Consider the following 19,896-nt stretch of genomic DNA (forward strand, 5'->3'; position numbering starts at 1 on the left):
CAATGAGAATGAGGCCTCACACTGTGCTCGCCCTCGGGGGCGTCGCGATCCTCGCTGTCGCAGCAACGGGATGCAGCCCGGACGGTACCCCGGCGAACACAGTCGTGGAATCGAAAATGTTTGATTTCAGTGGGGACAGCCTGACCGTGAAGTCCGACTCCGCTGACCTGGAACTCGTAGCCGCCGATGTCAAGGGCGTTCGGGTGACGCGGCAGGTCAGCGGTACGAAAGTAGGCGGCGAAATAGAATCCGGATGGAAGCTCGAAGGGGGCGTTCTCACGCTCTCGCTGGACTGCACGGGTCTCTCCGTCAACTGCGGTGCGAAGTACACCGTGAAGGTACCGCGCGACGTCGCGATCACTGCCGAGAATGACAAGGGTCTTGTTGAAGCCACGGGCTTCACCGCAGATTTCTTGGCCAAAGCCGGCGACATGCGGTTGTCGGACCTCAGCGGGCCCCATCTGGATCTGGAAGGCCGCGACGGAACCATCGAGGGCGACAGGATCTCCGCAAGGTCGGTCACTGTCGCCTCACGGAACGGCGACAACGAGCTGAACTTCGTCTCCGCACCTGACCTCGTCGATGTGCGAAGCCAGGACGGCGACGTTCGGCTCGGCCTGCCGGAGGCGACGTACGCAGTCGACACGGCCGCCAAGAAGGGCGACATCACAGTGGATGTCATGAAAGACGACACAAGTGACCATGCCGTAAGGATTCACACCCGTAACGGAGACATCGTCATCGGCAAGGGGGAGGCGCCTTAGTTGGATATGAGGAACGGGGGTTTTCCCTACCATGCTCTCTCCCGCTGCCCGCATTGTTCGGGCGATTCCCTTCGGCCAGACTGGACGAGTCCGATGGTTGCCCGGTTCAGCTGGGCGAGCACCGCCACTGGCAGTGCAGTGAGTCGCGCACCCGTGGTTTCCGCTGATTCCCGAACATTCCTTGGCTATCCCATCAAGACAGAAAAGGAATTTATCGGTGGCGCGGATTGGCATTACGTTCTTGAAATCGTGCTCCATGCGCTGGCGCCGGCGTATCTCGATCACCTAAAGCACGACCGCCGGCATTCATGGCGCCCCCTCGTTTAACGCTAGAAATTAAAAGGTATCCTCGCAATGTTTATAAAAGTCCCTGATCTCATGCGAAATCGCATCCGAAGGGAGCCCAGGCCCGCAGTCCGTCGGAGGGCGGGAACCACACGGCGGGAGGCTACTGGATACGGCTCACGCCGGCTGCGTACCCGCGCAGCCGCAGTAGCTGTGGCATCGGCCCTTGCGGCCGTCACGATGTCGGCGTGCTCCAATGACTCAAAGGATCACTCGAATTCCGCGTCCCCGAACGCTCCAGGTGTGAGCGCCGAGCTGCAAAAGCTCATGGACGCCTCACCGTGGGCAACAGGCGACTGGGGCGTGCAGGTCGCCGACCTGAAGACAGGAAAAGTCCTCCAGTCGAAGAACGCCGAATCCAAGTTCATGACTGGATCGACAGCCAAGACCTTCGCGGTAGGTGCAGCCCTCGACGACCTCGGCAGCGACCACCGTTTCCGTACGCCAATCGTGCACAGCGGTTCGATATCGGAGGCCGGACGACTCACGGGCAACCTGATCATGGTGGGAAGCGGCGATCTGGCTCTCGGCGGACGGACGACTGCAGCAGGACAACTGGACGTCCCCGACTTCGACCACTACGACGCAAACGCCGTGCCGGGAATGGCAACCATCACCCGGGAAGACCCGCTGGCAGGCATCAATGACCTGGCTCGTCAGGTCGCGGCAAGCGGCATCCGTCAAGTGGACGGCAACGTGATCATCGACAATCGGCTCTGGGACCCGGTGTCGATCGGTGGGATGCCTGTCACGCCAACGGTGGTCAACGACAACCTCATTGACCTGCTCATCACGCCCGGCACGCCCGGCAACCCGGCGAAGGTCGACTGGCGGCCCAAGACGGCAGCCTTCACCGTCGACGCGAACGTCACAACCACGCCCGCCGGCACGAAGCCGACGGTGAAGACCGAAAGCAACGCCCCCGGGCACATCCGGGTTCGAGGCTCGGTGCCCGCCGACGCCACCGCACCATTCGTGGCGACATTCCAAGTACCCGACCCCGCAGCATTTGCCCGCACCGTGCTCATCGAGGCTCTTGAGCAGAATGGCGTCACCGTCAGCGCCCCGACGCTCGGATCCAACCCCGGCTCCGACCTTCCGTCATCGGAGGAGGTGAAGGCCTTGCCTGTCTCGGCGACGTACACGTCACCGCCCTTCAGGGAATACGCCAAGTTGATCAATAAGGTCAGCCACAATCTCGGCGCCAACCTCTTGCCACCGCTGATGGCAGTCCATCACGGCAAGCACACCTATGCCGACGGAATGCAGATCGAGCGGAACTTTCTCGCCGGCGCAGGTATTGACCCGAATTCGTTTACTCTCGTCGATGCCCAAGGCTTGACCGGGGACAAGGCCACACCAGCCGCACAGACGGAGTTGCTGCGGCATCTTTCCCACAGTCGCGACTTCAGCACCTTCTACGACTCTATGCCGAGCCTGGGTGTCGATGGATCACTCGCGGATGTCATCGCGCACACCGACCCTGCCGCAGGACACATTCGCGCGAAGACCGGCACCCTGGTCGGCGCTTTCAAGGGCAAGCTGGCTCTCACCACCAAGGCGCTTGCAGGATACGTTGACGCGAAAAATGGTCACCGTCTCGTCTTCGCTATCTATGTGAACAACGTCCCGGTCCCCAGCAACAGCGTCAGCGACGCGATCGACCTGGCGCTAAAGGCCAACAAGCAATTGGGATCAATGGCCGCCAGCATCTACCAGAACCCCGAAGGGAGAAACTAACCTCCCTGGCTTTAATCACGAGTCCTGGGTTCTGGCACAGATCTTGGGGAGCGATCGCAGAGCGTCACCTTGGCGTTCGATTGCGAGGGGGTTGGGTCACGTGCGACCGCGTACGCCTTGTCGTCCGACGATCAGAATTGACGCTCCATCAAGTATCTGCCCATCGCTGCTGCGGTCGGTTGCGGACGGTGATGGTACTGCTCATGCAGACCGATGCATCGTTCTGGGACTCACTGGTGTTCGACGGGATCGACGAGGTGGACGTCGAGGCGGTTACGGCCGCGTTCGGCACGGTCGAGGTGGTGGCGAGAGGCCGCGCGGCCGGGGCGGCATGTCCGGACTGCGGCCGCTCTTCGGACCGAGTCCACGACCGGTACCAGCGCAGGCTGAAGGACCTTCCGCTCGCTGAGCAGGGCTTTGTGATCCGGCTGACGGTCCGGCGCTTCATCTGCGGGTCGGCGGGCTGCCCGCGCCGGACGTTCGCCGAGCCGTTCTCGCGGCTGGCCGCCCCGCATGCAAGGTTCACCACGCGGCTTAACCGCGCCCTGGAGCGAGTGGGGCTGGCGCTGGCCGGGCGGGCCGGCGCCCGGCTGGCGGCCCAGCTGGGCTTCGGCGCGGGACGAATGACCTTGTTACGCAGGGTCTTGGCATTGCCCGATCCGCAGTGCAGCACGCCGCGTGTGCTGGGCGTGGACGACTTCGCGATCCGTCGCGGCCAGACCTACTCCACCGTCTTGACCAGCGTCGAAGACCATCGCGTGGTCGACGTGCTCCCGACACGTGAGGCCGGGCCACTGGCCGCCTGGCTGGCCCGCCACCCCGGCGTGGAGATCATCTGCCGGGACCGGGCCGGCGCCTACGCCGAGGGTGCCCGGCGCGGCGCCCCCGGCGCTCTGCAGGTCGCCGACCGGTTCCATCTGTGGCAGGGCCTCGGTCGGGCGGTGGAGACCTGTGTCGCCGCCCATCGCGACCGCCTGCGTGATCCTTCCCCCGGCGGCATGTTGCCGGAGGCCACCCGACTGGCTTCCGGTCGGCCGCAGGACGACTCGGAGCCCGTCGGCTGGCGGGCCGAGCGGAAGAAGGCAGCACATGCCCTGGTCCACGAGCTGCTTGCCCAAGGCCATTCGCGCCGGGCGATTGCCCGGCACCTGGGCTGGGGTCTCAACACCGTGCTCCGGTACGCGAACGCCGCACGCTGGCAGGACACCATCCGCGAGAACCGGCCCCGGCCCAGCAGGCTGGACCCCTACAAGCTCTACCTGGAGCGTCGATTTGCCGAGGGATGCACCAGCGTCACCCGACTGCACGGCGAGCTGGTTGCCGAGCACGCTCCCGTCACCTACGGCATGGTTCGCGCGCACATCGCCACCTTGCGCGGGGCTCCGCCTGCTGCGCCGCCGCGGGCGCCGTCGGTGCGGCAGGTGACCAGCTGGCTCACCCGTCACCCAGCGACCCTGACCGAGGAAGACCTCGCCGGCCTGAAGGAGGTCCTGGCCCGCTGCCTCGAACTGGACAAGGCGGCCGGACATGTCCGCGATTTTGGCGAGATGCTCAGCAGCCGCCTCGGCTCCACACTCCCCACCTGGATCGACGCAGTCGACGCCAGCCGGCTGCCCGGTCTCACGGGCTTCGCACTCCACTTGCTCCGAGACCTCGATGCCGTGATCGCCGGGCTCACTCTCCACTGGAGCTCCGGCAGCATCGAGGGCGCCGTCAATCGCATCAAGAAGATCAAGCGGCAGCTCTACGGGCGCGCCGGGTTCGAACTGCTCCGCAAGATGATCCTGCTCCAGTGACCCTCCGCGATCGCGACCCCAGATATTGCGCCAGAAACGCCTTCGGCCCCCCCTCGTCAGAAGCGCGGCCCGACAGTGGGATGCGAGACCAAGGCATAGGCCGCGATCTGCAGTTGCGCTTCCCATACCGCCTCGTCGATCCCCAGCGTGTACTCGATGCAGCACGCGCATGGCGGGAGTAGCGCCACGAATGCTTGCTCCTCAGCAGTCTCGACCTCCATCTCCGACCACTCGTCCGATGCCAACTCGGCGAGGTCCACCTCCCCGGCGGTGAATCGCGTCGCCAGGCTGCGCAGCGCGTATCGTCGGGCCAGGTGGAGATCGGGCAGAATGATCCCCAATTCTTCAAGAGCCTGCTCGAATGTGTCGCGGATGTCCCGAGGGTCCGCATGACGCGGCAGACCGGCGAGCTCGCACAGGGCCGACGTGTCCAAACCCATTGCGAGTGCCTGGGCAGCGGTCATCGGCAGGTCTTCCGGACACACCTGATCCGCCTGATACAGCCACGCCGCCTCCACCAGGGGCGGATAAGCGCTGCGGACAGGGCTGTCAGGTTCGGATGTATCGTCTATCGCTGCCATGGTTCATACGATGCCAGCACGGCTCGCGAGAGCGCCCGGAAATTTGGACCGTCCCGGCAAACCGCCCTGCGGGCTGACCCAACTCAAGCTGCTGCCCCGGTAACACTCCGCGACCGCTCCCCAAGATCTGTGCCAGAACCATTTCTCGTGAACATTCCCGAGCCCGTCAACCTCCAGCTGCTGCCCAAACTGCCGGACAAACGCTGCTGCTGAAAGTGAACGAAGCCAAGCAGGGTATGGCGGTTGCAGGCGCTGGTCGACTGCCGGACGGCGGCGTCGGAGAGCGGGCCGCCGGTGGTGCGACGACCCTGACCGTCCTCATGCCGGGCGGATGAGCCGGGTCTCGTAACCGAAGACGACGGCCTGCACCCGGTCGCGTAGTTCCAGCTTCGTCAGGATCCGGTTCAGGTGTGTTTTCACGGTGGCCTCCGCGAGGTGCAGAGCGGCGGCGATTTCGGTGTTCGACAGGCCGCGGGCCACCTCGACGAGTACTTCGCGTTCGCGTGCTGTGAGCCGTCCCAGACGCTCGTCCTCCACCTGCTCGCGGTCTACGGGGAGCAGGTGGGCGAAGTTCTCCAGCAGGCGACGGGTGATGCGTGGCGAGATAGCTGCGTCGCCCGCGGCGACATTTCGGATGGCCGCGAGGAGTTCCTCGGGCAGGGCGTTCTTCAGGAGGAAGCCCGACGCCCCGGCTCTGAGTCCGGCGAAGGCGTGCTCGTCGAGGTCGAAGGTGGTCAGAATGAGGACCCGGGTCTGTGGGCAGTCCCGGATGATCCGGCCGGTCGCCTCGATGCCGTCGGTACCGGGCATCCGGACGTCCATCAGGACGACATCGGGGCGGAGCAGCCGGGCGAGTCGTACAGCTTCGGTGCCGTCCCCGGCCTCGCCGACCGGCTCCATGTCCGGCTGGGCCTCCAGGACCATGGTGAACGCCATACGCAGCAGTGGTTCGTCGTCGGCGAGCAGGATGCGGATCGTCACGTGGCACCGGTCCCTGCTGTTCCGGCTGTGCTCAGGTCGAGGTGGGCCGAGACCCGCCAGCCGCCGCCCGGGAGCGGGCCGGCCCGCAGAGTTCCGCCGTACGCGGCCGTGCGCTCGCGCATGCCGGGGATTCCGTGCCCGTGCGGCGGGTCGGGATCCTGCGCGGTGCGGCCGTCGTCGGTGACGTCGATGGTGATGGTCTCGGGCGAGCAGTGCACCCGGACCTCGACGCGGGTGCCGGGAGGGGTGTGCTTGAGGGTGTTGGTCAAGGCTTCCTGTACCAGGCGGTAGACGGTGAGCTGTGCGGCGGTGGGGACGTGGGAGGGATCGCCTGCCAGACGGAGGCGGGCCGGCAGCCCGGCGGTGCGCACCTGGTCCAGGAGGGGCTGTAGTTGGGCGATGCAGGGTATCGGGTGACGCAGTGCGTCTGGCTCGTCGGCGCGCAGGATCCCGAGGACTCGTCGCATCTCGGTGAGGGATTGGCGCCCGCTGTCGGCGACCTGCCGCATGGCGGTGGTCGTCTTGTCGGGGGTGCGGTACTGGGCGAAGACGGCGGCGTCCGCGAGTGCGATCATCACGGACAGGTTGTGGCTGACGATGTCGTGCATGTCGCGGGCGATACGGGCCCGTTCTTCGGCCACGGCGAGCTGGGCCCGCTGGTCGCGCTCACGTTCCAGACGTACTGCACGGTCCTCCACGGACGCGAGGTAGGCACGCCTCGTCCGCATGTTGGTACCGATGACTGCGGCGGCGGTGGCTATGGCGGTCAGGCTCACTGCCGCGCCGAGAAATCTCCCCTCGGTCGACCAGCGCACGGATGCCATCAGGATTCCCGCTTCGGAAACAGCACCAGCCAGCAGTACCTGCGGGCGGCCGGCGTGTGCGGCCACCGTGTAGAGGGCGACCAGCAGCGCGATGTCGGCCGGTAGCTGGACGTCGACGAGCCACTGGGCGAAGGCCGCCGCGGCCACCGCGGCGAACACCGCCAGAGGTGCCCGGCGCCGCCACAGCAGGGGCAGGAGCAGGGCTGCCTGGAATACCAGGAGCCAGGGGCGGTCGTACAGGTCGATGCGGACGGCGAAGGCGGTGAGGATGAAGAGCGCGGTCACCAGAATCACGTCCACTGCCACTGGCGGCAGGTGGGCACACACTCGCAGCAGCCGGGCCCACCCGGTCAAGGTGCGCCACGACTGTCTGGCCGACGTGGTGGCGGGCGCAGTCGCCATCATCGACTGCCCGGCCCAGACCGGCCTGCGAGCAGCATCCCGGCAACAGGCCCCCAGGTTGACTCGCTCCGGTGTCCGGGCAGTCGGGAGACGGCGCCCTCGCCCGGCCGCCCCGGCCGGCTGCCGAATCCGACCGCACCCACGCCGACCACTACGCGTCCCGCCGTTTCAGTGCCACCGCGGCTCCGCCGAGCGCTACAGCCGCGTACAGACAGAACACTGTGAATCCGGTCCATGGCGCCAAGGTATTCGGATCCGACTGGAGGACGGCGAGCGCGTGTCCGGCGTTGCTCGGCAGGTACGGGCCGATCTGGTCCGCCCAGGAGGAGGGGAGGGCCTTGACGAGCTCCGGCAGGACCAGCAGCAGACCGAAGACGGCAGTGATGCCGCCCGCGGTGTTACGGGTCAGTGTGCCGATAGCGACGCTGAGCAGTCCCACAACGGTCAGGTACAGACCGGTACCGAGGACGGCGCGAGTGACACCCGGGTCATTCAGCGAGGCTCCGGCTCCCGTGGAGGACATCAGGGCCTGACCGGCCAGGAACGCCGTCAGGGACATGGCAGTCATCAGCACCCAGGTCATCGCCGCGTACACGGTGGCCTTCGCCCACAGGACCGGGAGCCGTCGCGGCACCGCCGAGAAGGTCGCACGGATCATGCCGGTCGAGTACTCGCCGCTGACCACGAGCACACCCATGACGCCGACCGCCAGCTGCGCCAGGAAGAACCCGATCAGGCTCAGTGCCGTCGGGTTGACGGACGCCTGCTCGGCCGCGCTCATATCCGACCAGTGGGAGGCGGTGACGGCCGAGAACAGCGGGCCCATCCCGGTCATCGCCACAGCGGCGGCGAGCAGGGTGAAGAGCGTCGAGCGCAGGGTGCGGAGTTTGACCCACTCCGAGTGCAGCACCCGCGTCTGGGTGAGGTGGCCGCGCCCGGCGGCGGCGGAGAACTGGGGCATCGTATCGGTGGTCACGCCGCACGTCCTTCGGTGCCGGAACCGGCCGGAAGCCGGTCCGGGGTCTGGTATTCGACAGCGTCCCGGGTCAGCTCCATGAACGCCTCCTCCAACGACGCCTGGCGAGGTGTCAGCTCGGCGAGCGCGATCTCGTGGTCGGCGGCGATCCGGCCGATCCGTTCGCTGCTCAGGCCGGTGACTTCCAACACGCCCCGGTCGGCCGAGGCCACGGCGATATCCGGCCCGGTCAGTGCCGCACGCAGCCGCTCCGCCTCGTCGCTGCGTACGAGCACCGAATTACGGGCGGCACGCCGCGTGAACTCCCCGACCGAGGTGTCGGCGATCAGCCGACCGCGCCCGATTACGATGAGGTGCTCGGCGGTCACCGCCATCTCGCTCATCAGATGCGAGGAGACCAGCACCGTGCGCCCTTCGGCGGCCAGGTCCTTGAGCAGACTGCGGATCCACAGCACGCCTTCGGGATCGAGCCCGTTCACCGGCTCGTCCAGGACGACGGTGGCCGGGTCACCGAGCAGAGCGCTGGCGATACCGAGCCGCTGGCCCATGCCCAGCGAGAAGCCGCCGGCCCGCTTTCCGGCCACCTTCTGCAGCCCGACGATGTCGATCACCTCGTCCACCCGGCTGCGAGGGATGCCCGTGGTGACAGCCAAGGACAGCAGATGGTTGAAGGCGGAACGGCCGGTATGGATCGAACGGGCCTCCAGCATCGCCCCGACCTCATGCAGCGGTGCGCGGTGCGCGGTGTAGTGCTTGCCGTTGACCATGACCCGGCCGGCGGTCGGAGCGTCCAGTCCCAGGATCATCCGCATCGTGGTGGACTTCCCGGCACCGTTCGGCCCGAGGAATCCGGTGACAACACCGGGCCGGACGATAAAGCTGAGATCCGCGACAGCGGTCTTGTCTCCATAGCGTTTGGTGAGCCCGTGGGCTTCAATCATCGGATGTCCTCGTCGGGTTCGTAGTGGCGTCAACTGACCGCCACGCTAGATTTCCGGCCCGGTGCGGCACATGAACCCACGGGTTGAACCCACCGCCGAAGATGCGCATCCCGGGGTGGACACCTCTCCACCCGCAGGGGTAGACGTCGGCGCACCGGGTGGCTCCGTCGCACCCGTCACCGGTGGGCACCGGTCGCCGCCGAGGGACGGCGGGAGGGCGGGCGCAGCGGTTCGACCTGGGGAAATGGCCCTGGGAACGCGGTTCACCAGGGGCAGGACGGGGGGCGAACGGGCCGGGCGCCAGGACGCGACTGTCGGCTGATGCGCTGGACCGGCCGCGGCATCTAGCGTCCGGGACATGCCCAGATTCTCCGCAACCCCGACCGTTGCCCTGCTCACATTGGCCCTCGCGCTGCCGACCGCCGTGGCGCGGCCCGCCGCCGCGGCCCCGACCCCGACGCACGCGTCCGTCGCCCCTTCCGTCCGCAGTGACACGGACACCCGCACATCCCTGCCCCGCCCCACCGGCCCGTACGCGGTCGGCCGCGACACCCTTCACTTCGTCGACCATGCTCGCCGGGACCCGTGGGTGCCGGATACAGCTCGTGAGCTGATGGTCAGCATGTTCTACCCCGCGCTCCCCGGCACCGGTACGCCGACGCCGTACGCCACGGTGCGGGAGGCCCGGCTGTTCCTGAAGAGCTACGGGCTGGAAGACGTCTTCCCCGCCCAGACCTTGAGCGCCACGACCACCAGCGGCCGCGTCGGCGCTCGGCCCGCCCGCGGCCGGTATCCCCTGGTGGTGCTCTCCCCGGGGTTCGGTGTCTCGCGCTTCACCCTCACCGGCCTCGCCGAGGAACTCGCCAGCCGCGGATACGGGGTCGCCGCAGTGGACCATGCCTACGAGTCCGTCGGCACCGCCTTCCCCGGAGGCCGGATGCTGACCTGCGTCGCGTGCGCGAAGGCCCGGAGCGAGCAGGACATGGAGGCTCTCACCACCGGCCGGGGCAAGGACGTCTCCTTCCTCCTGGACCGGCTCACCGGGCCGCGCCCGGCCTGGCGGTACGCAGGACTGATCGACCGGAACCGGATCGGCATGGCGGGTCACTCGGTCGGCGGCGCGAGCGCGGCGGCAGCCATGGCGCGCGACCGCCGCATCCGGGCGGGCGTCAACATCGACGGCGCTTTCCACGCCGCCGTGCCCGCCGACGGGCTCGGCGGCAGGCCGTTCATGATGCTCGGCACGGACGACGGAACGCACCGTCCCGGCGGTACGGACACGAGCTGGGACCAGGCGTGGGGCCGGTTGGATGGCTGGAAGCGCTGGCTGACCGTCGCCGGTGCGACGCACTCCAGTTTCTCCGACATCCCCCTCTTCCTGGACGAACTCGGCCTGTCCGGCCCGCAGTCGCCACAGGCCCTCTCCGGCAGCCGCTCGCTGGACATCACCCGCGCGTACGTCGGGGCCTTCTTCGAACTGCAGCTGAAACACATCCCCCAGCCGCTGCTGACCGGCCCGACGCCGACCGAACCGGAGGTCATCTTCAACAACCCCTAACCGGATGGGGGCTGCCGGGATATCCACCGGCGGTGCCGTCGGCACCGTAGCCGCCCAGTCCGGGCGATTCGGACTGCAGCCGCACATAGCGGTATTCCTTCTCCGCGAGGGCTGCGGCGCGCTCGACCGACTCCTCGATCCCGCCGCCCCGCGCCCCGGTGCAGACCGCGGCCGCAGGCAGTACGGACCCGCCGCCCAGCTGCTCGTACACCGGCACCCCGAACCGCTTGCCCGCGATGTCCCACAGCGCCTGGTCGATGCCGGACAGCGCATTGTTTTGTGCCCCGGCCCACCGCGCCAGTACGACGAGAAGCGCAGCATCCGGCCGATGTCCTCGATGCCGGCCGGGTGCCGGCCAATGACCGTCGGCGCAAGGTGGTGCTCGATCGCGGCGGCCACGGCGTGGAAGCGCTGAGATGCCGGCCGGCGCTGTCTGCATGCCGGGCTGGTTCGTCATCGCCAGAGCGATGAGAGACCCGTTCCAGGCCGCGGTGAAGGTGGTGATCGCGGTGGTGAAGATGCCCGGTGCGGCGAGTGGGATGATCACCTTGCGGAACGCCTCTCGGATGGTCTGGGCGGCTGCAGCGGCCGGTCGCCGGGTTGTTCGCCGAGCCTCCGTTGGCGGCAGCCCGCCAGCATATTGGCGCCGGGCTTGGCCAGTGGTGTCAGGCCGTAGAAGATGCGTGGTGAGCCGTCGAGCATGAGTGTCACCTGGCCTCCGGCCGACGGCAGTTGACTGCTGCGGCCGATGGCGTCCAGTTGGCGTACGGCGTTGCCGGCAGTGACCGTGAGGAGGGTCTTGGTCGGCCAGGGGTCGACCCAGACCTCGGGGGCGGGGAAGTGCCAGTCGGTGCGCCGGCCGGAGGTGTTCAGCAAGTAGCCGTCGGCCCGGTTCCACAGGACGACCGCCGGGCCGTCGGGTGTGTCGAACCACAGGCCGAAGGTCTGCGGGTTGGGGAAGGTCAGCCGGCCCTGGAAGGTGGCCTGATCGAGTACGCGGGCTGCGGTCGCGTACGCCAGGAGCGACGGCTTCGGGCTGAGGTCGCGGTTCATCAGCCCGTAGTGGTATTCGACGTTGTCGGGATCGGCGAGCTGCGGCATGCCCAGCACGCTGTCGTGGAACTGGTACCAGCACACGCAGGTGATGCCTTCGGCTTTCGCCAGTGCCAGGCTGAGCAGGACGTTCTCGGCGGCGTGCCGGTAGGTGTCGTGCCACCAGCTGTTCGGCTTGGTCGGCGCGTAGGCCTCGGTCAGCCAGACCTCCTTCTCGCCGTGCTGAGCCATCAGCGTCTTCAGTTGCTTCAGCCCGCCGTAGAAGTTCCAGTACGTGCCTTCGGGGCCGGTGCTCCAGTCGTCGCCCGGAGGTATGTAGTCGGGGGTGAAGTTGCCGCGGCCGGGGTGGTAGGCGAATGCGTCGATCAGGTCCCAGCCGCCGGCGGCGATGAAGGTCTCCACCCAGGGTTTATCCATCCCGGCGAGTCCGTTGTTCATCAGCTTGACGGCGGCGCCGATCGCAGCCCGTCGGTCGAAGACCGGGCGCAGCGCCTTGTCCAGGTAGGTCTGGGCGGCTGCTCCGGTGTTGAACGGCCGGTTCAGTTCGTTGCCGACCTCGAAGTAGCCGGCTCCGGCCCCTTGCGCCAGGGTCAGTTTGTCGGCCGCCCAGGCTGCGGCCTCGGTGTCGGTCGCGTCGAGTGACGGTTGCAGTTCGATGTTGTGGCGGATGCCACGTGCGTCGAACGCCGAGGGCGGCAATCCCGGGCCGCCGTCGTAGGCGATGCGGACCAGTGCGATGCCGACCCGCTGCCAGAGGTCGAGTACGGCGTCGGCGCTCGGCCGCTGCAGCCACGGGTAGTTGGCGATCCCGAACATGCTGTCCGCGCGGGCCTGGTAGGTGAACGGTGGCAGGGTCGCGAGGTTGGTCCGGGCGAAGGCCTCGTCGTCTGCGGACCGTACGACGACCTCGGCGAGCGCGATGCCGGCGGCCGGCGCGGGCACGGTGAAGGTGTGCTGCCAGGTGCCCGCCGCGGCGATGCTGCCGGTCACGGTGGTGGCGGCCAGCGGTGCGCCGTCGAAGTCGCGTACCGACAGCCGCAGTTCGGCCGGGCGTGCGGTGCCGCCGTTGGCGACCAGGGCGGTGAGCTGCATCGGCTCGCCGGGGACCTGATAGAGGTTGAAGTCGCGGTCGGTGGTCAGCTCGAGGCCGAGTTCGCGGCCGCGGCCGATGGTGGCTGTGGCCGACGGCCTGCTGTCGGAGAAGAAGAAGTCGGCCCGGCTGGTCCACCCGCCGGCCGGGTCGGCCGCTCCGGGTACGTGGACCCAGGTCGCGTTCGTCCAGGCCTGGCGTGAGCGGTCCAGCAGGAACAGTCCGTGCCGGCTGCCCCAGGTCGAGGTGTGTGCGACGCCGACGGTTTCCTCGTAGGGGATGCCGCCGCCGGCGTCGCGGACCCATTCGGTGATCGCGATGTAGTCGTCGGGCGCGGTCGGCGCCTGGATCGCCCGGCTGAACAGGAAGCCGTCCGGCACCAGGGTGTCCGCGCCGGTGATCCGCCACTCCAGCCGGGCGTGCTCGGTGGTGACGCTGAACCAGCCGGTGACGGTGGCCTGCCCGGCGGCCGCGTCGAAGGCGTAGTCCATCCGGATCGCCGGCGTTCCGTCCTGCAGGGTGGCCAGTGCGGGGGTGCCGCCGGTCGACAGGTGGATGCCGGTGAGCTGGTCCTTGATCTGGAACTTCGACCCGGCGCTGCGGGTGACACCGGCCGCGTCGCGTATGGCGAGCCGGCCGCCGATGCCGGCCAGCAGGCTGATCCCGCCGGCGGTCAGGGTGACATCGCCGTCCGCGGCGAGGGCCGTCACGGGGGTGGGCTCGGCGATCAGTACGACGCCGGCCGCGAGCACCGCGCCGAGAAGACCGCGACGGCTGAGGTGGGCGCCTTCGGCAGGTGGGGTTGTCATCGTCTGCTCCTGTCTGGCCGCGAACTGTCGCGATAATGCCTATCTTCAACGTCGTGACACGGACGGTCTCAACCGAACAACCCGATAGTCAAGGGGCATTGCGCTCTTGTTTCCAGCGGTTTAATGTCGCTGACGTCTTTGAAGTTACGCATTATCACCGGAGGATCGATGCCAACGAAGCCGCGCCGGGTCACCCAGCGCGAAATCGCCGAGATCGCGGGGGTCAGCCAGACCACCGTCTCGGTGGTGCTGAACGACCGTGACGGCACGAACGTGCGTATCCCGGAAGAGACCCGGGCGCGGGTCAAGCGGGCGCTTGAGCAGGCCACCTACGTCGCCGATCCGGCGGCCCGCCGGCTGGCCGGTCTGGACAACCAGATCATCGGCGTCTTCACCTACGAGGAAGCCCTGTCGCCGGAGAGCCTGGACTTCTACGGCCCGCTGCTGAACGGGATCGAACGTGCGGCCGAGGCGATCGGCTGGGACCTGCTGTTCTTCACGTCCTCGCCGGTCGAGAACGGCACCCGCAGTCTGTTCCATCGCAAGACCCGGCTGCGGCTCACCGACGGCTGCATCCTGCTCGGGCAGCAGATGGTCGGGTCCGAGCTGGAACGGCTGGTCGCCGAGCAGTTCCCGTTCGTCGCGGTCGGCCGCAGGGACGAGACGGCCGCGGCCGTGCCGTACGTCGGCGTCGACTATGTCACTCCGGCGGACGCCGTGATCGACCTGGCTGCGAACAGCGGACACCGCCAGGCCTTGTATGTGCACCGCGGCCGCGACACCGCCACTGCGCGGGACCGGCGCGGCGCGGTCGAGGCCGCCTCGGCGGCGGGCCGCATGGCGTTCATGCTGGTGGGTGAGGAGCGCGTCGCCGAGCTGCCCCGACTGGCCCGGGCCACGGAGGCCACGCTGATTATTGCCGAGGACGCCTTCCTCACCGAGGATGTCATCCTCTCGCTCGTCGGTGCCGGGGTGGACGTGCCTGGCGAGATCTCGGTCGCCGCGTTCGGTGAGGTTCGTGGTCATCGCACCGACGGACGGGTGCTGACGGGCTTTCGCGTGCCACGCAAGAAGGTCGCCGCCGAAGCGCTCGAGCTGCTGCAGCAGTTGGTCACCACCGACCCGCAGGAGTGGGCCGATCTGGACACCCAGCGGCTTCTGGCAGCCGAGGTCGAAGCGGGCGACACCGTTGTCGCCCGGTCGGCAGGCCTGTCGTGAACAAGATCGCCACAGAGGTGGCGGTCATAGGCGGCGGTCTCGGATCGGTAGCAGCCGCTCTCGCCCTGCTGCAGCGCGGACACCGGGTGGTAATGACCGAGGAGTTCCCGTGGCTGGGTGGCCAGCTGACGTCGCAGGCGGTGCCACCGGATGAGCACATCTGGGTGGAGCAGTTCGGCGTAACCGCCCGCTACCGGAGGCTGCGGGAGAACATCCGTCGCTATTACCGGGACCACTATCCGCTGTCGGCGGCGGCTCGCGGGGACCGTGAACTCAACCCGGGGCGCGGCCGGGTGAGCCGGCTGTGCCACGAGCCGAGAGTGGCGCTCGCGGTGATCGACGCTCTCCTCGCGCCGTATCGGTCGAGCGGCCGGCTGACCATTCTGCAGCCCGCGGTTCCGGTCGGGGCCGAGGTCGTGGACGGGGTGGTCCGCACGGTTACGGTCGCGGATCCGCAGACCGGGGCGCAGAGCGTGATCACGGCGGAGTTCGTGCTGGACGGCACCGAGACCGGTGACCTGCTGCCGCTGACCGGCACCGATTACGTCGTCGGTACCGAGGCGCGGTCCGACACCGGTGAGCCGAGCGCTCCCGACGTCGCCGACCCGGCCAACGTGCAGTCGATCGCGTGGTGTTTCGTCTTCGACCATGCCGCCGGGGATCACACGATCGCCCGGCCCGTCGATTACGACGACTGGCGCTCGTTCGAGCTGCCCTACTGGGGCGCGCCGATGCTGTCGTTCACCGCGCCCAATCCGCGCACCCTGGTGCCGGAGCAGCGCACCATGATCGTAAATCCGGAGCAGGACGTCTCCGGTGATCCGCGGTTCGACGCCGGCGATCAGGACCTGTGGCAGTTCCGGCGGATCGCCGCCCGGCAGACCTTCACCGACAGCCTGTACGACAGCGACATCGTGCTGGCCAACTGGCCCCAGCTGGACTATGTCGGCGGCTCGATCATCGACACCGCCGAACGGCTGCAGCACTTGGCCGCGGCGAAGGCGCAGTCCCGGGCCTATGTCTACTGGCTGCAGACCGAGGCGCCCCGGCCCGACGGTGGCCGCGGGTGGCCGGGACTGCGGCTGCGCGGGGATCTGGTGGGAACCAGCGACGGCTTCGCGCAGGCTCCGTACATCCGGGAATCCCGCCGGATCAAGGCGCTGACCACCGTCCGCGAACAGGACATCTCGATCAAATCCCGCGGGTCCGGCGGGCCGGCCCGGTTCGAGGCATCCGTCGGGGTGGGGATGTACCGGATCGACCTGCACCCCTCGACCGGCGGCGACAACTACATCGACGTCGAGTCGGCGCCGTTCGAGATCCCGCTGGGCGCCCTGGTCCCGGTCCGGACCCAGAACCTGATCCCCGCCGCCAAGAACATAGGCACCACCCACATCACCAACGGCGCCTACCGACTCCACCCGGTCGAATGGAACGTCGGTGAGTCCGCGGGCGAGCTCACCGCGTTCTGCCTCGACCGCGGACTGAGCCCGCAGCAGGTCGCCGTCGAACCCGCACTCGTCGATCAGCTTCAACGACGCCTGGTCGAGGCCGGCGTCGAACTCCACTGGCCCGAGGTCGTCGGCTACTGAGCCGGACAGATCGCGTCGAACTGCACTGCCCGAAGTCGCTGGCTACTGAGCCGGACCGGCCAACCAGCACGTCGAAGGGAACCACCATGATCAGAACCAGAAAGGCGTTGAGCGCTGTCGCCTTGACGACGGTCCTTGCGCTCAGCGCGGCCTGCGCCGGGCCGGCGGCCGACACCCCGGACAAGGCAGCAGAGCTGCGGATGACGGTCTGGACCTCGGACGAAGCTCAGCTGAAGCTACTCGACAGCATCGGCGACGCCTACCGGGCCGACCATCCCGACGTTGCGAAGATCACCTTCGAGAGCCTGCCATTCGCCGACTACAACACGACGCTCACCACGCAGATCGCCGGAGGCAACGCCCCGGATCTCGCCTGGATGGGCGACCTGTCGCGGGATCTCATAGCCTCCGACGCACTCGTCGGTCTGACCGACGAGCTCAAGGCCACCCCGGGCTGGAAGTACGACGACCTGCTCGACAGCGTGACAGCGGAGTTCAGTCGCGACGGCACGCTGTACGCCTACCCGTTCTCCAACTCGCCGTACGCCCTCTACGTGAACACCGACCTGCTCGCCAAAGCCGGACAGAAGATCAATCCGGCCACACTGACCTGGGATCAAGTCGCAGCCGCCGGAGCAGCCGTCCACGCCAGGACCGGCAAGGCCGGCTTCGTCGTCCGCGACTTTGACTACAGGGCGTGGAACATGCTGGCCACAGTGTGGACCGGCTGGGGCGCGTCAGCGTGGAGTCCGGACGGCAAGACCTGCGCCTTCGCCGGCCCCGAGATGCAGCAGGCCTTCACCTTCCTGCACAACGCGGTGTTCAAGACCCAGGCGATGCCCGGCCCGGGAACCACCGCCGACTTCTTCGCCGGCGATGCCGCCTTCACCGTCGCGCAGGTCTCCCGCGCCTCGCTGCTGACCAGCACGTTCGACTTCGGGCTCTACCCGCTGCCCGCGGGCCCCCGCGGGAAGTACTCCGTCCTCGGCCAGGCCGGGGTGGGCGTGCTGGCCTCCAGCAAGCATCCGGACCAGGCGGCGGACTTCCTCGCGTACCTGACCAATCCGGAGAACGCCGCCAAGCTGGCCCAGTACTTCCCGCCGCCGCGGAAGTCGTTGCTGACCGGGGACAAGCTCGCCGCGAACAACAAGGTCCTTGACGCCGCCCAGCTGCAGGACGCGGTGGTCGACCGGCTGCCGGACGCCGTCACGCTGCCCAACCACACCAGCCCGAGGGAGGTAGCCCAGAAGGGCAAGACGGCGCTTGATGCGATGTGGCGCCCGGATGCCGACATTCCGGCCGTCCTGCGCTCGGTCTGCGCCGCGATCGATCCGATTCTGGCCAAGTGACCAGGACACGGCCCGCTGAGCGGGCCACCCCGCAGGCCGCCGGGCAGGCGGCTGCGGCGGCCGCCGCGCCGGCCGCCGCCAAGGCCGCACGCGCATCCGGGCCGACCTTCTGGACGTCCCGCCGGCGGGACGTGCTGACCGGCTACCTGTTCATCCTGCCGCAGCTCGTCGGGGTGGCGGTGTTCGTCCTGCTGCCGGTCGGCATGGCGATCTGGTACAGCCTGAACGACTGGAACGTCTTCACCGGCCGGCAGACCTTCGTCGGCGGCGAGAACTACGCGGCCCTGGCCGACGATCCGCAACTGCCCAAGGTGCTGCTGGCAACGGTGCTCTTCTCCGGCGGGGTGGTGGTCGTCAACATCACGCTCGGGCTCCTGATCGCCGTCCTGCTGAACCGTAAATTCCGCGGTGTCACGGTGTTCCGGATGCTGTTCTTCTCCCCGGTGGTGGTCTCCGTGGTCGCCTGGACCCTGGTCTGGGGCTTCCTGCTGCAGGACAACGGCGGCATCAACGGCCTGCTGGGCACGGTCGGGATCGACGGGCCGAACTGGCTGCAGGAGGGCGACACCGCGATGATGTCGGTGATCCTCACACAGGTGGTGCGCAGCGTCGGGGTCAACATGGTGCTGTTCCTGGCCGCCTTGCAGGGCGTGCCGCAGGAGTTGTACGAGGCCGCCCGGATCGACGGTGCGAACAGCCGCACGGTCTTCGCCCGGATCACGTTGCCGATGATCTCACCGACGGTGCTGCTGACCGTCATTGTCACGGTGGTCGGGGCGTTGCAGTCCTTCGCCCAGATCGCCGTCCTGACCGGTGGCGGGCCAGAGCTGTCCACCACGGTCCTCGTGTACTACGTGTTCCAGCAGGCCTTCGAGTTCAACAACATCGGCTACGGCTCGACGCTGGCCCTGATGCTGCTGTCCTTCGTCATGCTGCTCACCTTGCTGCAATGGCAGCTGCGTCGTAAGTGGGTGTTCTATGAGGACTGACAGGGTCCGGTCGGCACTGCTGGTGATCGCTCTGGGCGTGCTGGCGATCCCGTTCGTGGTGCCGACGATCTGGATGGTCGCCGCGTCGGTCAAACCACTGGCTGAAATCTTCGATGCCCCACCATCGCTGTGGACCGACTCGCCGACACTGTCCGCATACGCCGAGGCATTCAGCTTTCAGCCCTTTGCCCGGCAGTATCTGAACAGTGTCTACATCGCCGCACTGGTCACACTGATCACCCTGTCGGTGTCCAGTCTGGCCGGGTACGCCTTCGCCCGGATCCGGTTTCCCGGGGCGAGTGCGCTGTTCCTGATAGTGCTGACCGGGATGCTGGTGCCGAGCGAAGTGACGATCGTGCCGCTGTTCCAGCTGTTCAAATCGGTCGGCCTGATCAACACGCACTGGCCGCTGATCCTGGTGACCGCACTGGCCGCACCGTGTGTGCTGGCCACGTTCATCATGCGGCAGTTCTTCATCGCTCTCCCGGTCGAGCTGGAAGAGGCTGCCCGCCTCGACGGCCTCGGCCGGCCCGCGATCTGGTGGCGGATCTGCCTGCCGCTGGCCAAACCGGCCCTGTCGGCGGTGGCGATCCTGACGTTCCTCGCCTCCTGGAACCTCTACCTGGAACCCACGGTGTACCTCACGTCACCAGAGCTGTTCACGCTGCCGCAGGCCCTGACCCGCTTCACCGACGCCTACGGCGGCCAGATGTGGAACACTCAACTCGCCGCTGCCACCATGACCGTCGTGCCGATGCTGATCGTCTTCGTCCTGGCTCAGCGCCACTTCGTCGAAGGCCTGTCCCACTCCGGCCTCAAATGAACGCCAGGTTGGCGACTGAGGTTGATCCAAGGCCGGGTAGTTACTGATTTCGGCGTTTCGGGGTT

Annotated in this window: 16 protein-coding genes; 9 read left to right on the forward strand and 7 right to left on the reverse strand. The window is 67.8% G+C overall.

Features of this window, described 5'->3' with window-relative positions:
• Nucleotides 1-2 precede the first annotated feature (2 nt).
• From OG520_RS42955 to OG520_RS42965, 3 genes are all read left to right on the forward strand, one after another.
• Nucleotides 3-764 (forward strand): DUF4097 family beta strand repeat-containing protein, encoded by a 762-nt coding sequence (locus OG520_RS42955; protein WP_406016765.1) that lies wholly within the window; start codon nt 3-5, stop codon nt 762-764.
• Between the two features lie 588 nt (nt 765-1,352).
• Nucleotides 1,353-2,849, forward strand: coding sequence for a D-alanyl-D-alanine carboxypeptidase/D-alanyl-D-alanine-endopeptidase (gene dacB, locus OG520_RS42960; protein ID WP_331749035.1), 1,497 nt, complete (start codon nt 1,353-1,355; stop codon nt 2,847-2,849).
• Between the two features lie 203 nt (nt 2,850-3,052).
• A complete protein-coding gene (locus OG520_RS42965) occupies nt 3,053-4,645 on the forward strand; it encodes an ISL3 family transposase (protein ID WP_331749038.1) in 1,593 nt (530 codons plus the stop codon).
• Nucleotides 4,646-4,701: 56 nt separating this feature from the next.
• On the opposite strand, the gene OG520_RS42970 is transcribed toward OG520_RS42965, so the two are convergent.
• From OG520_RS42970 to OG520_RS42990, 5 genes are all read right to left on the reverse strand, one after another.
• Nucleotides 4,702-5,226, reverse strand: coding sequence for a hypothetical protein (locus OG520_RS42970; RefSeq protein WP_331749041.1), 525 nt, complete (start codon nt 5,224-5,226; stop codon nt 4,702-4,704).
• 318 nt (nt 5,227-5,544) lie between these two features.
• Nucleotides 5,545-6,207 (reverse strand): response regulator transcription factor, encoded by a 663-nt coding sequence (locus OG520_RS42975; RefSeq protein WP_331749044.1) that lies wholly within the window; start codon nt 6,205-6,207, stop codon nt 5,545-5,547.
• Nucleotides 6,204-7,337 carry a sensor histidine kinase gene (locus tag OG520_RS42980; protein WP_406016766.1) on the reverse strand — a complete coding sequence of 378 codons (1,134 nt, stop codon included), beginning with the start codon at nt 7,335-7,337 and terminating at the stop codon, nt 6,204-6,206. The genes OG520_RS42975 and OG520_RS42980 overlap by 4 nt, the downstream gene beginning before the upstream one ends.
• Before the next feature lie 247 nt (nt 7,338-7,584).
• Nucleotides 7,585-8,409: an ABC transporter permease gene (locus OG520_RS42985; protein WP_331749050.1), complete on the reverse strand. Its 825-nt coding sequence runs from the start codon at nt 8,407-8,409 to the stop codon at nt 7,585-7,587.
• Complete coding sequence (locus tag OG520_RS42990) at nt 8,406-9,350, reverse strand: ATP-binding cassette domain-containing protein (protein ID WP_331749053.1); 945 nt, start codon at nt 9,348-9,350, stop codon at nt 8,406-8,408. Before OG520_RS42990 ends, OG520_RS42985 begins: the two co-directional genes overlap by 4 nt.
• A 358-nt stretch (nt 9,351-9,708) precedes the next feature.
• Here OG520_RS42990 and OG520_RS42995 point away from each other — a divergent pair, with 358 nt between their 5' ends.
• The gene (locus OG520_RS42995) at nt 9,709-10,908 is read left to right on the forward strand and encodes an alpha/beta hydrolase (protein ID WP_331749056.1); all 1,200 of its coding nucleotides are present in this window, start codon (nt 9,709-9,711) and stop codon (nt 10,906-10,908) included.
• On the opposite strand, the gene OG520_RS43000 is transcribed toward OG520_RS42995, so the two are convergent.
• Both OG520_RS43000 and OG520_RS43005 read right to left on the reverse strand, forming a co-directional pair.
• Nucleotides 10,895-11,455 (reverse strand): hypothetical protein, encoded by a 561-nt coding sequence (locus OG520_RS43000; protein WP_406016767.1) that lies wholly within the window; start codon nt 11,453-11,455, stop codon nt 10,895-10,897. The genes OG520_RS42995 and OG520_RS43000 overlap by 14 nt on opposite strands.
• Nucleotides 11,452-13,860: a hypothetical protein gene (locus OG520_RS43005; RefSeq protein WP_331749058.1), complete on the reverse strand. Its 2,409-nt coding sequence runs from the start codon at nt 13,858-13,860 to the stop codon at nt 11,452-11,454. The genes OG520_RS43000 and OG520_RS43005 overlap by 4 nt, the downstream gene beginning before the upstream one ends.
• A 168-nt stretch (nt 13,861-14,028) precedes the next feature.
• Here OG520_RS43005 and OG520_RS43010 point away from each other — a divergent pair, with 168 nt between their 5' ends.
• The 5 genes from OG520_RS43010 (at nt 14,029) to OG520_RS43030 (ending at nt 19,831) form a co-directional block, all read left to right on the forward strand.
• Entirely contained in the window at nt 14,029-15,078 is a 1,050-nt protein-coding gene (locus OG520_RS43010; RefSeq protein WP_331749061.1) for a LacI family DNA-binding transcriptional regulator, read from the forward strand.
• A 5-nt stretch (nt 15,079-15,083) separates the two neighbouring features.
• Entirely contained in the window at nt 15,084-16,670 is a 1,587-nt protein-coding gene (locus OG520_RS43015) for an FAD-dependent oxidoreductase (RefSeq protein WP_331749574.1), read from the forward strand.
• Between the two features lie 86 nt (nt 16,671-16,756).
• The gene (locus tag OG520_RS43020) at nt 16,757-18,019 is read left to right on the forward strand and encodes a sugar ABC transporter substrate-binding protein (protein WP_331749064.1); all 1,263 of its coding nucleotides are present in this window, start codon (nt 16,757-16,759) and stop codon (nt 18,017-18,019) included.
• The gene (locus OG520_RS43025) at nt 18,016-19,008 is read left to right on the forward strand and encodes a carbohydrate ABC transporter permease (RefSeq protein ID WP_406016768.1); all 993 of its coding nucleotides are present in this window, start codon (nt 18,016-18,018) and stop codon (nt 19,006-19,008) included. The genes OG520_RS43020 and OG520_RS43025 overlap by 4 nt, the downstream gene beginning before the upstream one ends.
• A complete protein-coding gene (locus OG520_RS43030; RefSeq protein ID WP_331749067.1) occupies nt 18,998-19,831 on the forward strand; it encodes a carbohydrate ABC transporter permease in 834 nt (277 codons plus the stop codon). The genes OG520_RS43025 and OG520_RS43030 overlap by 11 nt, the downstream gene beginning before the upstream one ends.
• Nucleotides 19,832-19,896: the final 65 nt, after the last annotated feature.

Origin of the sequence: Streptomyces sp. NBC_00984, from assembly GCF_045162475.1 — a bacterium.
Classification (GTDB): Bacteria; Actinomycetota; Actinomycetes; order Streptomycetales; family Streptomycetaceae; genus Streptomyces.